Origin of the sequence: Streptomyces sp. H27-D2, assembly GCF_035828615.1 — a bacterium.
In the GTDB taxonomy this organism is placed as follows: domain Bacteria; phylum Actinomycetota; class Actinomycetes; order Streptomycetales; family Streptomycetaceae; genus Streptomyces.
Genome location: NZ_JAYMZR010000016.1, coordinates 63,702 through 82,120, shown reverse-complemented (window position 1 = coordinate 82,120; position 18,419 = coordinate 63,702). Strand labels below are relative to the sequence as shown.

Here is an 18,419-nt window from a genome sequence, read left to right as displayed (position 1 = left end):
GGGAGACCCCATTGCCCGGGAGGCCCTTTGCACACGGACGACCGTGCGGATCGTACGGACGACGCGGAGGGCCGGCGTCCGGCCCGCTCAGGGCCTGACCCGGTCCCAGCCCCGCCTCAGGCGGGGGAGACTCCAGTCCCGCCTTCGGCGGGGGAACTCCACGCCCGCGACGCCGTCGCATCCCGACCTCATTCGAGGGGGTTCGTCCACCCGTGGTGACCAGCACAAAGCGCCGGCTCAACGACCGGCGCACCTATGTTCTCGACACCAGCGTTCTGCTCGCAGACCCGAGCGCCATGGCCCGTTTCGAGGAGCACGAGGTTGTGCTCCCGGTCGTGGTGATCACGGAACTGGAAGCGAAACGGCACCATCCCGAACTCGGCTACTTCGCCCGGCAGGCGCTGCGCCTGCTGGACGAGTACCGGGTCCGGTTCGGCCGCCTCGACGCTCCCATTCCGCTCGGCGAACAGGGCGGCACGCTCCGCGTCGAGCTCAACCACTCCGATCCCGGCGTCCTGCCGGCCGCCATGCTCAATGACAGGGGCAGGCTGGGTGACAACGACTCCCGCATCCTCGCGGTCGCGCGGAACCTCCAGGCCGAGGGGTACGACGTCACCGTCGTCTCCAAGGACCTGCCGCTCCGTATCAAAGCCTCGTCGGTCGGTCTGCTCGCGGAGGAGTACCGCGCCGAGCTGGCCATCACCGACTCCGGCTGGACGGGGATGGCGGAGCTGACGGTTCCGGCCGACGAGGTGGACGAACTCTTCACCGCCGAGAGCACCTTCATGCCGCAGGCGGGCGACATGCCCGTGCACACCGGCCTGGTGCTCCAGTCCGAGCGCGGCAAGGCGCTCGGCAGGGTCACCGTGGACGGGCGGGTACAGCTCGTACGCGGCGACCGGGAGGCGTTCGGCATCCACGGCCGCAGCGCGGAACAGCGGATCGCGCTGGACCTGCTGCTCGATCCGGACATCGGGATCATCTCGATGGGCGGCCGGGCCGGCACCGGTAAGTCCGCGCTCGCGCTGTGCGCGGGACTGGAGGCCGTACTGGAGCGGCAGCAGCACCGGAAGGTGATGGTCTTCCGGCCGCTGTACGCCGTCGGCGGGCAGGAGTTGGGCTATCTGCCGGGGAGCGAGTCGGAGAAGATGAGCCCGTGGGCCCAGGCCGTCTTCGACACGCTGTCCGCGGTGACGAGCAAGGACGTGATCGAGGAGATCGTCGGGCGCGGGATGCTGGAGGTGCTGCCGCTCACTCATATCCGGGGCCGTTCGCTGCACGACGCGTTCGTGATCGTGGACGAGGCCCAGTCGCTGGAACGGAACGTCCTGCTGACCGTTCTGTCCAGAATCGGCGCCAACTCGCGGGTGGTGCTCACCCACGACGTGGCCCAGCGCGACAACCTCCGGGTCGGACGGTACGACGGGGTCGTCGCGGTGGTCGAGAAGCTGAAGGGGCATCCGCTCTTCGCGCATGTCACCCTCACCCGCTCGGAGCGCTCGCCGATCGCGGCCCTGGTGACCGAAATGCTGGAGGAGGGACGGGTATGACAGGTCTTCAGGTGTTCCAGGTGTTTCAGGTGTAACGACCGATGTGACACCCCCCGTCGCGCGACGGGGGAGTGACGCGGCGGTGACACCGAAGTGACCACACGTGACGCCGCACGGAAAAAGCGAAGGAGCTTAGCCGTGCGGCGTTGTGCTGCGCCCGCGTTTCGGTAAATCGGATGGGGCAGCCGAGGTGTGAGCTTCCCCACGCAACGGAGAATTGCTTCGGCGCATCCGCTTACGGCAGTGTGTGGGTCCTGTCAGGCCCCGCATACGACACACCAGCACCCCCAGCGGTGCGGCACCACCTAAGAACTGAAAATCGTCGTCGTATGCCACCCGAACACCACGCGGCCCGCCTCCGAAGGAGGGCCTCATCGGGTCAGTGCCTTCCGTGACCAGTCGCTTTCGTCCTCGGACGGGGGCGGTGCAAGTGGAGGCCAGCGCCAGGGGCACGATTGCGTCCGCGAGGTCACCCATGCGGACGATGCTGGAAGGAAACCTTGTGAGCCGGATTTCGGTCCGGGGATTCGCCGTGGCTTCTGCCACCGCGGTCACCACCGTCGGCGCCGTAGTCGGCGTTGCCGCAGGCAGTGAGCAGGGCACGACCGAGCCGGTCGAGGCCACCGCTGCCGATGCGACGCTGCTCGCCGACATCCCCGCTGGCCCTCAGGCCCAGGTTCAAACGGCTTCTCTGACGCAGCAGGCGGACGCCCAGTCCGCCGCCGCCGATGTGACGGCCAAGAAGTCCGCTGAGGAAGCGGCTCGCAAGCAGGCGGCCAAGGACGCCGCCCAGAAGAAGGACGCGGCCGAGGCCGCGAAGAAGAAGGCGGCCGCCGAGAAGGCGGCCAAGGAGCGCGCGGACAAGAAGGACGAAGTAGCCAGTCGCTCCGCCCCGCGCGCCGACGCCGGCAAGTTCGCGGTCAAGGGCTCCTACTCCGTCGCCGAGGTCCAGGCGATGGCGCGGCAGATCGTGGGCGCCGACCAGTTCCAGTGCTTCAGCAACATCGTGGATCACGAGAGCAGCTGGAACTACCAGGCCGACAACGCGTCTTCGGACGCGTTCGGCTTGGTGCAGGCGCTGCCCGGCTCCAAGATGTCCTCCGCGGGCGCCGACTGGCAGACCAACCCGGCCACCCAGATCAAGTGGGGCCTCGGCTACATGAACGACCGCTACGGCAGCCCGTGCGGTGCCTGGTCGTTCTGGCAGGCGAACAACTGGTACTGAGCCACCGGCTCCGAGCGCTCCGGTCCGCTGCCGCGCGCAGCGGGCCGACCGAAACCCCCGGCCCTCGTGGCCGGGGGTTTCGCGCGTCCGGAAGGGGTACGCGCGAGGCCATGGCCCGGTGCGCGGGTAACGTCGTCCCGGATGGCCGCGGGAGAGTGGGGGAAGAGGAACAGATGTCCAAAATGCCACAGTGGGTCGGCGGTCTCGGGACCGGGCTGACCCGGCTGGCCGAACGGCTCGAAGCGGGCCGGGCGGAGGCGTCGGCGGACGGCGAGGCGGGGGCACAGGCCGGTGGCGACGCCGGACGCGCGTCCCGCGCGGCTCATCAGGGCGCCGGCGCGGCGGGCGGGCAGCCCGCCCCGGAGCAGTTGGAGCACGTGCCGCCACCGCCCTCCTACGCGCCCGCGGCCGCTCCCAGGCCCGATCCGGTCGCCGCCGTTCCGTGGGGCGTGCGGGTGGCCGCTGAGGTCAGCTGGCGGCTGCTGATGCTGGCCGGCACGCTCTGGGTGCTGATCCAAGTCATCAGCGCGGTACGGCTGGTGGTGCTGGCGTTCGTCGCCGCGCTGCTGATCACCGCGCTGCTGCAGCCGACCGTCGGCCGGTTGCGCCGGATGGGCATGCCGCGCGGCCCGGCCACCGCGGTCACCTTCGTGACCGGCTTCGTGCTGATGGGCCTGGTCGGCTGGTTCGTGGTCTGGCAGGTGATGGAGAACCTCGATAACCTCTCCAGCCAGGTGCAGGGGGGCATCAACGAGCTCAAGCGCTGGTTGCTCAACAGCCCGTTCCATGTCACCGAGGACCAGATCAACAACATCGCCGACAACCTCAGCGAGGCGGTGGGCACCAACACCAAGGACATCACCTCCGCGGGGATCGAAGGCGTCACCGTCATCGTCGAGGTGCTGACCGGCATCATGCTGGCGATGTTCAGCACGCTCTTCATGCTCTACGACGGGCCGAAGATCTGGGGCTGGATGCTCAAGCTGGTGCCGAGCGCGGCCCGCGAGGGCGTCGCCGGGGCCGGTCCGCGCGCTTGGGCCACTCTGACCAGCTATGTGCGCGGCACGGTGATAGTGGCTCTGATCGACGCTGTCTTCATCGGCGTCGGCGTCTACTTCCTGGACGTCCCGATGGCGGTGCCGCTCGCCGTCTTCATCTTCCTCGGCGCGTTCATCCCGCTGGTCGGCGCGGTGGTCACCGGCATGCTGGCGATCATCGTCGCGGTGGTCACCCAGGGGCCGTTCACCGCGCTGATGGTGCTGGTGGTGGTGCTCGTCGTGCAGCAGATCGAGGGCCACATCCTGCAACCGTTCATCCTCGGCCGCGCGGTGCGGGTGCACCCGCTGGCCGTGGTGCTCTCGGTCGCGGCGGGTTCGCTGATAGCGGGCATCGGCGGCGCGGTGGTGGCGGTGCCGCTGGTGGCGGTGACCAATACGGTCGTCGGCTATCTGCGCGCGTACTCCCGTGAGAACGCGCTGCCTTCGGAGCGGGCTCCGTATGGCGCGGCTGTTGTGGACGGACCCCTGCCACCGGCAGCCCAGTCACCGGCGGCCGAGTCACCGGCAGCCCCGTCACCCGCGACCCAGGCTCCGGCAGCCTCGGCTCCGGTCCCGGCCCTGTCCGCGTCGCCGGTGCCGGACGGGCCGTCGGGCGCGGTTCCGCCGAAGGAATAGCCGCGGCTCCGGCCGGGCTCCAGGCTGCGGTCTGTGACGGCCGCAGCCTGTGACAACGACGCGACGGGGCGCCCCACCATCAGATGGCGGGGCGCCCCGTCGCGTACGTACGCCGGCCGCTGTGCGGCCGGTCGGCCTGTGGCGGCTGTCAGCCGGCCAGGACCGCTTCGGCGTCGAGCGTCGCGCCGACGGCCTGGAGCACGGCGGCGATCTTGACGGCTTCCTGGATCGTCTCGCGGTCCACGCCGGCCTTGCGGAGCACCTGCTCGTGCGAGTCGAGGCACTGGCCGCAGCCATTGATCGCGGAGACGGCGAGCGACCACAGCTCGAAGTCCACCTTCTCCACACCCGGGTTGCCGATGACGTTCATCCGCAGGCCCGCGCGCATCGTCCCGTACTCGGGGTCCGACAGCAGGTGCCGGGTCCGGTAGAAGACGTTGTTCATCGCCATGATGGCGGCGGCCGACTTGGCCGCGGTGTACGCCTCGGGGGTGAGGTTGGCCTTGGCCTCCGGCTCCAGCTCGCGGAGCACCCGCGGCGAGCGCGAGGCGATCGCGCAGGCGAGCACGGTGCCCCACAGCTGCTGCTGCGGGAGTTCGGAGTTGCCGATGACCGAACCGAGGTTCAGCTTCAGGTCCTTGGCGTAGTCCGGGACGGCGGACTTCAGCTCATCGAGGGCCATGGGTCACTCACCGGCCAGCAGCGCGACCGGGTCCAGGGTGTCGTCGCCGGACGTCCAGTTGCACGGGCACAGCTCGTCGGTCTGCAGCGCGTCGAGGACCCGCAGGACCTCCTTGGGGTTACGGCCCACGGAACCGGCGGTCACCATCGTGAACTGGATCTCGTTGTTCGGGTCCACGATGAAGACGGCACGCTGCGCGAAGCCGTCCTCGCCCTCGACGCCGCAGTCGCGCATGAGCTCGTGCTTCGAGTCGGCGAGCATCGGGAAGGGAAGGTCACGCAGGTCGGCGTGGTCCTTGCGCCAGGCGTGGTGCACGAACTCGGAGTCGCCGGAGGCGCCGAGGATCTGCGCGTCACGGTCGGCGAACTCGTCGTTCAGCTTGCCGAACGCGGCGATCTCGGTCGGGCACACGAAGGTGAAGTCCTTGGGCCAGAAAAAGACGACCTTCCACTTGCCTTCGTAGGTCTTGTGGTTGATCTGGGCGAAGGCTTTGTCCGCGTCGAGGTCGACACAGGCGGTCAGGTCGTACTGGGGGAACTTGTCACCAACAGTGAGCACGCGCTCTCCTTGCTGTACAGGAAATCCCTTTTGGGGGTTTCCTTGGGGGTTGGACTGTTTACACAGTGCCACAGTCGATATTGATAACGGAAATAGCTAAACTCGCTAGTGTTGATCGGAGGTGGTTATCAGTGGCCACATCAATAGGAAGACCCCGTCAGCCCCGTCAGCCCAGCCTGGCGCAGCTGCGCGCTTTCACCGCCGTGGCCGACCACCTGCACTTTCGTGACGCGGCGGCCGACATCGGGATGAGCCAGCCGGCCCTTTCCGGGGCGGTCTCGGCGTTGGAGGAGACGCTCGGGGTGCAGCTCGTCGAGCGGACGACCCGCAAGGTGCTGCTCAGTCCGGCGGGCGAGAAGCTGGCCGTGCGGGCACGCAGAGTGCTCGACGCGGTCGGCGAGCTGATGGAGGAGGCGGAGGCCGCGCGGGCCCCGTTCACCGGGGTGCTGCGGCTCGGGGTGATCCCGACGGTCGCGCCGTACCTGCTGCCGACCGTGCTGCGGCTGGTGCATGAGCGCTACCCGGCGCTCGACCTCCAGGTGCACGAGGAGCAGACCGCCTCGCTGCTCGACGGGCTGGGCCACGGCCGGCTCGACCTGTTGCTGCTCGCGGTGCCGCTGGGCGCTCCCGGCGTGACCGAAATCCCGTTGTTCGACGAGGACTTCGCGCTCGTCGTGCCGCGCGACCACTGGCTCGGCGGGCGCGGCGACATCCCGCGCGAGGCGCTGCGCGAGCTGGATCTGCTGCTGCTCGACGAGGGCCACTGCCTGCGCGACCAGGCGCTGGACATCTGCCGGGAGGCGGGCCGTACCCAGGGCGTGCCGGTCACCACCAGCGCCGCCGGGCTGTCCACGCTGGTCCAACTCGTCGCGGGCGGGCTCGGGGTGACGCTGCTGCCGCGGACCGCGGTGCGGGTCGAGACGGGGCGCAGCGACCAGCTCGCGACCGGCTATTTCGCCGACCCCGCGCCGTCCAGGACGGTGGCGCTGGCGATGCGGTCGGGGGCGGCCAGGGTGGACGAGTTCGAGGAGTTCGCGGGGGCGCTGCGCGGGGAGTTGCGGCAGCTGCCGGTGCGGATCTGCGAGTGACCGGTCTCTCCCCGCCCCCTGTGCGGGGAGAGACCGGTGTGCGGGGAGGGACCGGGCGCGCTCGGGCTGCTGCGGACTACTCCGTACGGAGTCCGTCCGGCCGCATCATGCGCCACAGCGGCGGCAGGCTGACGACCGTCACCAGCAGGATGACGGCCCCGCCGATACCGCTCAGCAGCGCGACGTCCGGCAGGTCGAAGGCGACCGGCTCGCCGACCATCATCAGCAGGATCGAGCCCAGCGCCAGCCCGCCCGCGACCGCCACGGCTAGTCCGAGCGCCACCGGCACGGCGGTCTGCCAGAACACCGACCAGCCGAGCGTCGAGCGCCGGGTGCCGAAGGCGACCAGGACGGCCAACAGCCGCCTGCGCTCCCGCAGCTGTTCCAGCTGGGAGACGGTCATGCTCGCGCCGATGAGCCCCAGCAGCGCGGTCGCGCCCACCAGGAGGCCGTTCTTGACGGTCGTGAACTGGCCGGCGTCCTTGGCGGCGCCGGGGGTGTCGAGCCGGAGCTGCGGATCGTCGTGCGCGGCGGTGGTGCGCACCCGCTCGACGGTGTCCGGCCCATGGTCGGTCCACAGGGCGAAGTTCGCCGACGGGTCCTCCAGGCGGGTCACGTCGACCGTGGACGGCGTGGCCAGGATGCCCGGGAACTCGGTGCCCATCGGGCTCAGCTTGGTCCGCACCGGGAGCGCGGAAGCCGGGACGGTCCACAGTCGCGGGGTGCCCTGGGGCTCGTCGTACCCCTCGGAGTGGAGATCGACCTTGCCGCCGGGCTTGACGGTGTCCCGGGCGTCGTTGCCGTGCGAGTCCCCTGCGAGGAAGACGTCGCCGTCCTCGCAGGAGGGGAGCCGGGCCATGGTGCGCAGCGTCGCGCAGTCGGCGACGGTGAGCTGAGTGCCGGTCAAGGCGTCCGGGCCCCGCGGGCCGGGCTTGTCGACGTACGCCTCGACGGCGCTGTGGACCCGGCGCACGCCCGGGGTCGCGCGGAACTCCTCGGTCGTCGCGCGCAGTTGAACCGCGTCGGCGACTTCGGGCGCGTACCCGGTCACCTGCGGGCGGTTCACCGGCTGCGAGGACGCCGGCGGCTGCCGGTGGGTGGCCTGGATGCCGGTGAACAGCATCTGGAGCGCGATGGCTCCGGCGACGGCGATCGTGATGCCGCTGACCGCGCGGGCCGCCGGGCCGCTGCTGAGCTGGAGCCGCCGGACGGCGAGCTGCCAGGGGAGGGGGCCGCCGCGGAAGAGGTTGACGACGGCCTCGACCAGCCAGGGGAGTACGGCCGGGACGCCGAACAGCAACAGTGCGGCGCCCGCGCCGACCTGGATCAGATGGAACGGGTCCCCGCCCGCGTCGAGGCCATCGGTGAGCGGCCACAGCAGGGCGACGCCGACGAGCGGCATCAGCACCCGCCACCACAGGCGCCGGCGCTTGGGGGGCGCGTCGCGCACGACGCCGAGCGGCTCGATGACGATGCCGCGCAGCGCGAACAGCGTGACCAGCACGGCGGCGGCGGGCACGGCGAGCAGGATCAGCGCGACGAGCGCCGGGGCGGGCCGGACGTCGGCGGGGAAGGCGCTGAAGTCCCACACCCTGACCGAGCCGGCGAACGCCCGTCCGAGGAAGAAGAAGGCGAGCCCCGCGAGCAGCCCGAACAGCGCCCCGCACAGGGCCTCGCCGGCGGCGATCCGCCGGGTCATCCGGATGTCCGCGCCGACCAGCCGCAGCGCCGCGAGCCGCCGGTCGCGCCGCTCGCCGCCGAAGCGCACGGCGGTGCCGATGAAGACGGCGACCGGCATCAGCAGGACGACACAGCCCACCAGGACGGCCAGGATCAGCATCGGGTCGAGCGGCCGGCCGGTGTCCTCGCCGGCGAAGCGGTCGATGCGGCCCGATCGCCCGCCGACGCCGAGGTGGGCGTCGCCCGCGTAGTACGTGAGCTCGCCGGGCCCGATCAGACCCGCGTCGCCGATGGTGCCGATCACCCGGGCGTTCAGGCGCTCCCGGAGCAGCTCGCTGCCGTCCGCGTCCAGCAGCTCGCGCAGGGCGGGGGAGACCAGCATCTCGCCGGGCTTGGGGAGCACAAAGACGCCGGGCGGCCTGGGCGCGTCCCGGCCCTCGGGCCGCAGGAGTCTGCCGCTGATCTCGGCGTCCCGGAAGATCGTCTCGGTCTCCACGGTGACCAGCGTGTTCCGGCCGGGCTTGAGCGGCTCGGCGGCCGGGTGCGGGGCGCGGGCGGTGCCCCGGTCGGTACGGGCCTGGTTCATCGCGGGCGCGGCGGCGGCGAAGAGCAGCATGGCCACCCCGAGCCCGACGCCGACCGCGGTCATCAGCGTGCGCGCCCAGCCCTCCCGGCCGCCGGTCACCGCGAGCCGCGCCCCCATGGCGAGGTCCGCGATCCAGCGGGCCGGGCCGGCGCTGCCCGGCGTCGGCGGCAGGGCGGCGGAGCGCGGCGGGGCGGAGTGCGGCGGGGCCGCCGGTCCCGGTCCGTCCTCGGCCGCCGCGTCCCGGGGCGGCGCGGCGTGGGCTGAACCGCTCACAGGGCCGCCGCCATGTCCCGGGCCTTGCCGTCCCGTACGACGATCTCGCGGTCCGAGTACGCGGCGACGCGCGCCTCGTGGGTGACCAGAACGACGGCGGCGCGGGTGTCGCGGGCGGCGGCGGTCAGCAGCTGCATGACGCGCTCGCCGTTGAGCGAGTCGAGGGCTCCGGTCGGCTCATCGGCGAAGAGCACCCGCGGCTCGGTGACCAGCGAACGGGCCACGGCCACCCGCTGGCCCTGGCCGCCGGATACCTCGCCGGGCCGCTTGGCGGCGACGCCGGTGACTTCGAGGCGCTCCAGCCAGACGACGGCGCGCGCTTCGGCCGCCTTGCGCTTGACGCCCGACAGCCGCAGCGGCAGCGCGACGTTCTCCAGGCAGGTCAGCTCGGGGACGAGCCGGCCGAACTGGAAGATGAAGCCGAACTCGGTGCGGCGCAGCGCGCTGCGCTCGGCGTCGGACATGGCCGACAGCTCGCGGCCGTTGTAGCCGATCGTGCCGGAGTCCGGGCGGACGATGCCCGCGAGACAGTGCAGCAGTGTCGACTTGCCGGAGCCGGAGGGCCCCATGACGGCGACCACCTCGCCCGGGTGGATGGCGAAGTCCGCGCTGTCCAGCGCGGGCGTGCTGCCGTAGGTCTTGCGCAGGTCCGTGGCGTTGAGCAGTGAACCGATGGAGGTCATGCGCGCACCTCCGTGGCGAGCTGTCCGAGCCGGGCGGCGGTGAGTTCGAGCCAGCGCAGGTCGGCTTCGAGGTGGAACAGGGCGTGGTCGCAGATGAGCTGGTCGGCGAGGTCGCCGGAGCGCTTGCGCTGGGTGAGCTCGCGCATCAGGCGCAGGTGCTCGGCGCGCTGGCTGTCGAGCAGGTCGGCGGCGTCGCGGCCGGTCAGCAGCGAGAGGACGACCTTGGTGTAGAGCGTCGACTGGAGGTACGGCTCGGGCTTCTCGGGCTGGGCGAGCCACGTCTCGACGTCGGTGATCCCGGCGTCGGTGATCGCGTAGCGCTTACGGTCGGGACCGCCGGCCGACTCGATGCCGTCGACCTCAACGAGGCCGTTCTTCAGCAGCCGGGACATGGTCGAGTAGACCTGCCCGTAGTGCAGTGGGCGGTCGTGGCCGAAGCGTTCGTCGAAGGCCCGCTTGAGGTCGTAGCCGTGGCGGGGGCCGGACTCCAGGAGTCCGAGGAGGGTGTGGCCGATTGACATGGGGGCACTCTACCTGACGGGTATACGCTGAGTGTATAGACGAGATTCGAGTGGCGGCCGGGGGGCTATCAGGGGTTCTCGGGCTGGGTCGGGGCTTCGCCGCAGGCCGGCGGAGGGGCTCCGTCCGGCTTTACGGGCCCCTCCGCCTCGCCCCCCTCGCCGGAGGTGGGGGCGGTCCTCGGCGGGCGCCCCCGCCGAGGAATCGCCCCCGCGCCGCGCGGCAGCCGGCCCGCGTCGCCGAGGGCCTTGCGGAGCAGGAACTCGATCTGCGCGTTGGCGCTGCGCAGCTCGTCGGACGCCCAGCGCGCGAGGGCGTCGTGCACGGCGGGGTCCAGCCGCAGCAGCACCTGCTTGCGCTGCTGCGGCTGGGACCGCCGCAGCGGCCGGACCTCCGGACCTTCCTCGGTCACTGGTAAAGCGTTCCCGTGTTGATGACGGGCTGCGCCGAGCGGTCCCCGCACAGCACCACCATGAGGTTGCTGACCATCGCGGCCTTGCGGTCCTGGTCCAGCTCCACGATGCCCTGCTCGGCGATCCGGGCCATCGCGTCCTCGACCATGCCGACCGCGCCGTCGACGATCAGCCGGCGGGCGGCGACCACCGCGCCGGCCTGCTGCCGCTGGAGCATCGCCGAGGCGATCTCCGGGGCGTAGGCGAGGTGCGTGAAGCGGGACTCGACGATGTGGACGCCGGCCGCCTCGACGCGGGCGTGCAGTTCGACGGCGAGCTTCTCGGTGACCTCCTCGGCGTTGCCGCGCAGCGAGAGGTCGCCCTCGTCGTGGGCGTCGTACGGGTACTCGATGGCGATGTGCCGGACGGCCGCCTCGGTCTGGGTGGAGACGAACTCCAGGAAGTCGTCGACCTCGAAGGTCGCCTGCGCGGTGTCCTCGACCTTCCAGACGACGACGGCGGCCAGTTCGACCGGGTTGCCGTAGGCGTCGTTCACCTTGAGGACCGCGGTCTCGTGGTTGCGCACCCGGGTGGAGATCTTCTCCCGCGAGGTCAGCGGGTTGACCCAGCGCAGCCCGTCGGTGCGGATGGTGCCGGTGTAGCGGCCGAAGAGCTGGACGACGCGGGCCTCGCCGGGTGCGACCGTGTTGAGGCCGCACATCGCGAAGAACGCGCCGATGGCGACCAGGATGCCGACGATGAGCAGTGGTACGCCGGCGGCCTCGCTGCCGTGGTTGGCGAGCGTGATGCCCGTGATGAGGCCGCCGATGCCGAGCAGCAGACCGATCAGGCCGAGCAGCAGGGCGAGCCCGCCGCCGATGCTGTGCGCGGGGAACTCCCGGATCGTGGGGTCCGGCATCTTCGGGGCGTCGACGGCGAGGTCGGCGCTCTGGCCGGCGGCTTGGCCGGTTCCGGTGCCGGCGCCGTGGTCGTTCGGTCGGGTGTCGGGCATGGCGGGTTCCCCGTTTTCGCTGGTGCGCGGTGTGGGCGCGGCGGTGCGCGGACTGTCCTCGATGTGCGCGTTGCCGCGCGGACCGTCGTTCCGCGACTAGCAAAGTGTTATCACTTTAATCGGGGTCGGGTTCCGTGGGTACCCCCTGGGGGCGGTTCCCGCACCGCGGGTGCTGATTCTCACGTCACGAAAAGGCTTGATCGATGCGGTTTTAACGGCAGTTGCGGTGTTAGCTTCTTGGGGTTTCGGACGGGCGGAGTGAGCGGAGCAACGGGAGCGATGGGCCGAGCGGAAGCCAGACGGGCGCAGCAGCGGGGATCTCGGCGTGCCACGCGTAACAAGCGCGGCAAGCGGGGCAGACGCGACGGGAAGAGCGGCATACGCCGTTTCTTCACTTGGAAGAAGATGCTCGGCGGCTTCCTCACGGTGTGCCTGCTCGGGGTGGGCACGTTCGTCGGGCTCTACCTCTACGTGGACATCCCGAAGGAGAACGCCGCCGCGGTCAAGCAGAGCAACGTCTACAAGTACAGCGACGGCTCCCTCATCGCCCACACCGGTGACGTCAACCGTGAGGTCGTACCGATCGGCAAGGTGCCCAAGGACGTCCAGCACGCCTTCGTCGCCGCCGAGAACAAGAACTTCTACGACGACTCCGGCGTCGACCTCAAGGGCACCGTGCGCGGTCTGCTCAACACCCTGAAGGGCAAGGGCAAGCAGGGCGGCTCGACCATCACCCAGCAGTACGTCAAGAACCACTACCTCACCCAGGAGCAGACGGTCTCCCGCAAGGTGAAGGAACTGTTCGTCTCGCTGAAGGTGGACGAGAAGTACGACAAGGACCAGATCCTCGTCGGCTACATGAACACCAGTTACTACGGCCGGGACGCGTACGGCATCCAGGCCGCCGCGCAGGCGTACTACGGCGTCGACGTCGAGAAGCTGACGGTCGAGCAGGGCGCCTATCTCGCCGCGCTGTTGCAGGCGCCCGGCCAGTACGACTGGGCCACCGCGACCGACACGTCGAAGAAGCTCGTGGAGAAGCGCTGGAACTACGTGCTCACCAACATGGTCGAGAAGAAGTGGCTCGACGCGGGCGAGCGCCAGGGCAAGAAGTTCGACAAGCCGATCGCGCCCAAGCCCGCCAAGGGACTCGACGGCCAGATCGGCTACTTCGTCGAGGCGGCCAAGCGGGAGATCATCGCCTCCGGCGTCGACGAGGACGTGCTCGGCGCGGGCGGCTGGACCATCACGCTCAACATCGACAAGAAGAAGCAGCAGTCGCTGGAGCGGGCCGTCGCGCACAAGCTCACCGACAAGCTCGACCCCAAGGCGCGCGCCGTCGACGCGGATGTGCAGGCCGGCGCGGCCTCCGTGGACCCGAAGACCGGCCGGGTGCTCGCGCTCTACGGCGGCGGCGACTACACCAAGCACTACCTCGACAACGCGACCCGGGCCGACTACCAGCCGGCGTCCACCTTCAAGCCGTTCATCCTGGCCGCGGCCCTGGAACAGGACGCCAAGACGCAGGACGGCCTGCCGATCGTGGCCGACACGGTCTACGACGGCACCAGCAAGCGCCCGGTCAAGGGCAGCCGGGTCGGCTTCGCCCCGCCCAACGAGGACAACCACGACTACGGCCCGATCAGCGTCCAGAAGGCGATGAACTCCTCGGTCAACTCGGTCTTCGCACAGATGGCGGTCGACGTCGGGCTGGACGAGGTCAAGGAGACCGCGATCAAGCTGGGCCTCAACGCCAAGGCGGGCGGCTTCGACGTCAAGCCCGCGATGTCGCTGGGCGTCATGGGCGTCAGCCCGCTCGACATGGCCGGGGCCTACGCGAGCCTCGACAACCACGGCAAGAAGGTCACCCCGCAGATCGTGAAGTCCGCCCACCGGATCGGGCAGCAGGCCAAGCTGCCGGACCCGATCGGCGACCAGGTGGTCAGCCGGGAGACGGCCGACACGGTCACCTCGGTCCTCACCGGCGTCGTCGACGAGGGCACCGGCTCGGCGGTGCGCACCCCCAGCCAGCAGGTCGCGGGCAAGACCGGCACCTCGGACGACAACAAGTCGGCGTGGTTCATCGGCTACACCCCGCGCCTGGTCACCTCGGTCGGCCTGTTCGGCGAGGCGGCCAAGACCGCCGGGGACGTCAAGCAGGGTCAGCAGGTGTCCCTCAAGGGCGCGGGCGGCGAGGGCCGTCTCAACGGCGGTGACTACCCGGCGCTGATCTGGGCCGCGTACACCCAGGACGTGCTGCGCGGCTCGACGCCCGCCAAGTTCTCCCTGGACACCAAGCAGGGCGCGGCGCTCCCGCCGCCCCCGAAGCCGACCCCCACGCCCACGGCCCCGAAGCCGGCCCCGACCCCGACGCGCACCAAGGAGACGGAGAAGCCGACTCCGACCCCGACGCCCACCACCCCGACCCCGACGCCGACCCCGACCACCGGCACGCCGACGCCCACGGGCTCAGCCTCGGAGCCGGACCCGCCGGACGGCACGGCGACGGGGGACGCGGATCCGGGACCGGCCGGGTAGGCGGGTAGGCCTGCGGCCGGCTTCTCGGGTCGTCGCTGCTGTCTGCGGCGTCGCCGGCCCGCCCGGTGGGTGGGTGTCCTCAATCGCCGGACAGGCTGAATTCAGCCCGTTGGGGGCACCCCCGGACGAAGTCTGGGGGAGGTTGAGGACATGTCTTGACCGGGTCCGGTCAACCCCGTGTGCTCCGCCGCGGCCCGCAGTCCCTCGACCACGTCGTGGCCGGTGGGCGCGGTCCGCGGATCAAGCATGTGCTGCATCATCACGCCGAGGAGCAGGGCCTGGTAGAAGGAGCCCGCGACCTGGCCGGTCTTCTCGTCGAGGGTGTCCTCGTCCACGCCGAGGAACAGCGCCGCGAGGCCCGTCCGGCCCTCCGGCTGTGTCTTCACGAGGACCTCGCGGACCTCCGGCAGGCGGTCGATCTGCGCCATCAGCTCGAAGTTGGCGGCCCAGATCTGGCGGTTATGCGGGAAGCGCTCGATCATCTGGTCCCAGACGCCCTCGAAGCGGTCCATCGGGGAGGCGTCGGGATCGATGCTCGTGGACCCGGCCTGCGCGAGCTCCTCGCCCCACTCGCTCATGGCCTCGATGAGGGCCTTGTTGAGCAGCGCTTCCTTGGAGCCGTAGTGGTAGCCGATGGAGGCCAGGTTGGCTCCGGAGGCGGCCACGATGTCGCGCGCGGTCGTCCGGGCGTACCCCTTTTCGTACAGGCACTTCTTCGCCCCGACGAGCAGATCCTCACGATGTCCCATACGGTCAGCCTACGCCCGTACAGACAAGCGTCCTAGACGCTCGTACATGACGAGCGTCCAGGACGTGTCCACCCAGGGAGCCGGTCTCGCGGCCGGTCGCCGGGTTCAGCGGTCAGCCGCCGTTGACCTTGGCGGCGATGCGGTCGCCGATGCCCTTGTCGATGTTGCGCCAGTACTGGAACGCGCGCTCCAGGACCGGCCGGGTGACGCCGTTGGACAGGTGCCCGGCGACATTGGCCACGAGCCGCTCCCGCGCCCCGTCGTCCATCGCCTTGCGGACCAGCGCGCCCGCCTGGCCGAAGTCGTCGTCGTCGCGGCGCAGCTTGTACGCCTCGCGGACCATCGGGCCCGACGACTCCCAGCCGGCCGGCTCGCCGAACCGGTCGGTGTCGGCGGCCGGGCCGCCGTAGGAGTTCGGCGCGTACACCGCCGACGCTTGGGAGGCCACGTACCGCATCGGGCCGTCCTTCGCGTACGAATTGACCGGCGAGTGCGGCCGGTTCGGCGGCAGCTGCGCGTAGTTGGGGCCGATCCGGTAGCGGTGCGTGTCGGGGTACGAGAACATCCGGCCGAGCAGCATCTTGTCCGGCGACGGGCCGATGCCCGGCACCATGTTGGACGGCTCGAACGCGGCCTGCTCGATGTGGATGAAGAAGTCCTCGGGGTTCTTGTCGAGGGTCATCCGGCCGACCTCGATCAGCGGGTAGTCGCCGTGCGGCCACACCTTGGTCAGGTCGAAGGGGTTGAAGCGGTAGTCCGCCGCGTCCTCGAACGGCATGACCTGGACGTACATCGTCCACGAGGGCGCGTTGCCGCTCGCGATCGAGTCGAACAGGTCGCGGCGGTGCGCGTCGCCGTCGGTGCCCGCGAGCTGGTCGGCCTCCGCCTGGGTCAGGAAGTCGATGCCCTGGTCGGTCTTGATGTGGTACTTGATCCAGAACCGCTCACCGCCGCCGTTCACCCACATGAAGGTGTGCGAGCCGTAGCCGTTCATATGACGCCAGGTCTTCGGCACCCCGCGGTCGCCCATCAGGTACGTGACCTGGTGCGCCGACTCGGGGGACAGCGTCCAGAAGTCCCACTGCATGTTGTTGTCGCGCAGCCCGGTGTCCGGCTGGCGCTTCTGGCTGCGGATGAAGTCCTGGAACTTGATGGTGTCCCGGACGAAGAAGACCGGGGTGTTGTTGCCGACCAGGTCGTAATTGCCCTGCTCGGTGTAGAACTTGAGCGCGAAACCGCGCGGGTCGCGCCAGGTGTCCGGGCTGCCCTGCTCACCGGCGACGGTCGAGAAGCGGGCCAGCATCTCGGTGTGCTTGCCCGGCTGGAAGAGGTCCGCCTTGGTGAACTGGCTGACGTCGTTCGTGACCTCGAACCTGCCGTACGCGCCGCCGCCCTTGGCGTGCACCACCCGCTCGGGCACCCGCTCGCGGTTGAACTGGGCCATCTTCTCGATGGCGTAGTGGTCGTGCAGCAGGATGGGACCGTCGGAGCCGACTGTGAGCGAGTGTTCGTCGCTCTCCACCGGGATGCCGGTGTTGGTGGTGGTGTACGGCGCCTTGGGGTTGCCGTCCGTCATGGAACGCCTCCCATACGAGGGTGTGAGGGTCAGGCCTGAGCCGATATATCCACCCAAGCAGTCAACGCCTCCGACGGCATGTCGGCAACAGCTTGGACGAGGTCCAGTCCTGAACTTTGTACTACTCCTCGGGTGGCAGGGGGTGGAGGCGGCGAAACCGGGCGCGGCGGCGGGTCTGCTGGGTGGCCTTGCGGGCGGCCTTCCCGGCGGCTATTTGTTGCTCTTGAAGCAGAGGAAGAACGCGTCCTCGCCGGGCGCGCTGAAGTCCAGCGAACCGGTGGCCCCCTCGACCTCCGAGCAGGCCAGGAAGCCGGCGAAGCCGCTCTTCTTCTTCAGTGTCTTGTACTCGGCCTGGGGTCACCGCAGTCACGCTTCTCTATGTCGGGTTCCTTCTCGCTGCCGGAGTTCTGGAAGCAGTCGCCGGCCTTCAGGCTCGCGCTGTCGCCCCTGACCGCATCGTTGATGAAGTAGGCGAGGACGCAGACCGCGATGAGGACCATGCCGAGGATGGCGGGCTTGCTGCGCATGGGGTGGGTCGGCTGGAGCGGCGGGAGCGCTCCGCCCTGGAACGATGGAGTGGTCATCAGCGCAGCGTATTGGATCTTGGAGCGGTCACGGACCGGCGAAGCGGCCGTTTCCGCCGTACCCCTGAGAAGGCCACCTGAGAAGGACCACCGAGGCCGAGCCCGCGCGGTGCCCCCTTCGTTTCTGTGATCTGCTGGAGGAGCCACGGTCAAGGCAGGGTGAAGCCCTGGAGGAGCGCCATGCTGCACGTCCGCCTCGCCGCCCCAGCACCGACACGGCCCGGAATCCTCCTGCCGAGGCGCGACCTGGCCGTCGCATGGATCCTGATGGTTCTGCTCGCCGCCTCGGCATGGGCGCTCACCGTTGCCCAGTCCCGTGACACGGGGATGGAGCCCGGAACGATGGGCCTGGCGCTGCCGGTCTTCCTGCTGCTGTGGGTGACCATGATGGTGGCGATGATGTTTCCGTCGGTGGCGCCGGTGGCCATCACCTGGGTGCGTGCGATCAGCCGACAGTCGGCCGGGGCGGTCCGCGCCGCCCGGATCGCCCAGTTCGCCGGCGGATACCTGCTCGTCTGGACCGCGTTCGGACTGCTCGCGTACGGAGCCCTGGCAGTGACCGGGCGGCTGATGGACGGCAACCCCGAGGTGGGTCGCTGGCTCGGCGCAGCCGCGTTCCTGCTCGCCGCGCTGCACCAGTTCGGGCCGCTCAAGCGCGTTTGTCTGCGGCACTGCCGCAATCCGCTGTCGCACCTGCTCCGGTACGCGCGCTTCCGGCCGTGGGCCCGCGACCTGCGCGTGGGCGCGCACCATGGGCTCTACTGCGTCGGCTGCTGCTGGGGCCTGATGATCGTCCTCGTCCCGCTCGGCTTGATGAACGTGGCGGCCATGGCCGCGCTGGCCGCGGTGATCTTCCTGGAGAAGCTGTGGAGGCGAGGCCCCTGGCTCACCTGGGCGGTCGGCCTCGCCTTCCTCGTACTGGCCGCCTTGGCCCCGTTCCAGGACTGGATGCTGCCGGGCCTTCAGATGCCGGGGCCGTCGATGCACCCGTCGATGGGCCGGCTGTACTGAGCGCCTGCTTCCCGGCCCGCCCCAACCGTGTGGGAGGCGG

Annotated in this window: 16 protein-coding genes; 6 read left to right on the top strand and 10 right to left on the bottom strand. The window is 70.3% G+C overall.

The features are described 5' to 3' along the window. Window positions 1-212 precede the first annotated feature (212 nt). From QMK28_RS09565 to QMK28_RS09555, 3 genes are all read left to right on the top strand, one after another. Window positions 213-1,550, top strand: coding sequence for a PhoH family protein (locus QMK28_RS09565; RefSeq protein WP_326436614.1), 1,338 nt, complete (start codon window positions 213-215; stop codon window positions 1,548-1,550). Between the two features lie 484 nt (window positions 1,551-2,034). Continuing rightward, window positions 2,035-2,775, top strand: a complete 741-nt coding sequence (locus QMK28_RS09560; RefSeq protein ID WP_326436613.1) for a transglycosylase SLT domain-containing protein — start codon at window positions 2,035-2,037, stop codon at window positions 2,773-2,775. A gap of 173 nt (window positions 2,776-2,948) precedes the next feature. Next, complete coding sequence (locus QMK28_RS09555) at window positions 2,949-4,448, top strand: AI-2E family transporter (RefSeq protein WP_326436612.1); 1,500 nt, start codon at window positions 2,949-2,951, stop codon at window positions 4,446-4,448. Between the two features lie 148 nt (window positions 4,449-4,596). Here the strand turns inward: QMK28_RS09555 and QMK28_RS09550 are convergent, their stop codons facing one another. After that, the gene (locus tag QMK28_RS09550; RefSeq protein ID WP_326436611.1) at window positions 4,597-5,130 is read right to left on the bottom strand and encodes an alkyl hydroperoxide reductase; all 534 of its coding nucleotides are present in this window, start codon (window positions 5,128-5,130) and stop codon (window positions 4,597-4,599) included. Between the two features lie 3 nt (window positions 5,131-5,133). After that, on the bottom strand, window positions 5,134-5,688 hold the full coding sequence (locus QMK28_RS09545; RefSeq protein WP_326436610.1) for a peroxiredoxin: 555 nt from the start codon (window positions 5,686-5,688) through the stop codon (window positions 5,134-5,136). A 131-nt stretch (window positions 5,689-5,819) separates the two neighbouring features. Here QMK28_RS09545 and QMK28_RS09540 point away from each other — a divergent pair, with 131 nt between their 5' ends. After that, window positions 5,820-6,776, top strand: a complete 957-nt coding sequence (locus QMK28_RS09540) for a hydrogen peroxide-inducible genes activator (RefSeq protein ID WP_326436609.1) — start codon at window positions 5,820-5,822, stop codon at window positions 6,774-6,776. A 76-nt stretch (window positions 6,777-6,852) separates the two neighbouring features. Here the strand turns inward: QMK28_RS09540 and QMK28_RS09535 are convergent, their stop codons facing one another. The 5 genes from QMK28_RS09535 to QMK28_RS09515 all read right to left on the bottom strand — a co-directional run bounded on the left by QMK28_RS09535 (window position 6,853) and on the right by QMK28_RS09515 (window position 11,828). Continuing rightward, a complete protein-coding gene (locus QMK28_RS09535; RefSeq protein WP_443050610.1) occupies window positions 6,853-9,159 on the bottom strand; it encodes an FtsX-like permease family protein in 2,307 nt (768 codons plus the stop codon). A gap of 152 nt (window positions 9,160-9,311) precedes the next feature. Continuing rightward, complete coding sequence (locus tag QMK28_RS09530; RefSeq protein WP_326436607.1) at window positions 9,312-9,998, bottom strand: ABC transporter ATP-binding protein; 687 nt, start codon at window positions 9,996-9,998, stop codon at window positions 9,312-9,314. After that, complete coding sequence (locus tag QMK28_RS09525) at window positions 9,995-10,519, bottom strand: PadR family transcriptional regulator (RefSeq protein ID WP_326436606.1); 525 nt, start codon at window positions 10,517-10,519, stop codon at window positions 9,995-9,997. The genes QMK28_RS09530 and QMK28_RS09525 overlap by 4 nt, the downstream gene beginning before the upstream one ends. 68 nt (window positions 10,520-10,587) lie before the next feature. Next, window positions 10,588-10,929, bottom strand: coding sequence for a hypothetical protein (locus tag QMK28_RS09520; protein ID WP_326436605.1), 342 nt, complete (start codon window positions 10,927-10,929; stop codon window positions 10,588-10,590). Next, window positions 10,926-11,828, bottom strand: a complete 903-nt coding sequence (locus tag QMK28_RS09515; protein ID WP_326436631.1) for an SPFH domain-containing protein — start codon at window positions 11,826-11,828, stop codon at window positions 10,926-10,928. Before QMK28_RS09515 ends, QMK28_RS09520 begins: the two co-directional genes overlap by 4 nt. Window positions 11,829-12,200: 372 nt before the next feature. On the opposite strand from QMK28_RS09515, the gene QMK28_RS09510 reads away from it, so the two are divergent. Then, window positions 12,201-14,459 carry a transglycosylase domain-containing protein gene (locus QMK28_RS09510; protein ID WP_326436604.1) on the top strand — a complete coding sequence of 753 codons (2,259 nt, stop codon included), beginning with the start codon at window positions 12,201-12,203 and terminating at the stop codon, window positions 14,457-14,459. A 101-nt stretch (window positions 14,460-14,560) separates the two neighbouring features. Here the strand turns inward: QMK28_RS09510 and QMK28_RS09505 are convergent, their stop codons facing one another. From QMK28_RS09505 to QMK28_RS09495, 3 genes are all read right to left on the bottom strand, one after another. Continuing rightward, on the bottom strand, window positions 14,561-15,208 hold the full coding sequence (locus tag QMK28_RS09505) for a TetR/AcrR family transcriptional regulator (protein ID WP_326436603.1): 648 nt from the start codon (window positions 15,206-15,208) through the stop codon (window positions 14,561-14,563). Window positions 15,209-15,320: 112 nt separating this feature from the next. Continuing rightward, window positions 15,321-16,784 carry a catalase gene (locus QMK28_RS09500; protein ID WP_326436602.1) on the bottom strand — a complete coding sequence of 488 codons (1,464 nt, stop codon included), beginning with the start codon at window positions 16,782-16,784 and terminating at the stop codon, window positions 15,321-15,323. Between the two features lie 332 nt (window positions 16,785-17,116). Continuing rightward, window positions 17,117-17,368: a hypothetical protein gene (locus QMK28_RS09495; RefSeq protein WP_326436601.1), complete on the bottom strand. Its 252-nt coding sequence runs from the start codon at window positions 17,366-17,368 to the stop codon at window positions 17,117-17,119. Between the two features lie 180 nt (window positions 17,369-17,548). Here QMK28_RS09495 and QMK28_RS09490 point away from each other — a divergent pair, with 180 nt between their 5' ends. Further along, window positions 17,549-18,379, top strand: a complete 831-nt coding sequence (locus tag QMK28_RS09490) for a DUF2182 domain-containing protein (protein ID WP_326436600.1) — start codon at window positions 17,549-17,551, stop codon at window positions 18,377-18,379. The last annotated feature ends 40 nt before the right edge of the window (window positions 18,380-18,419 follow it).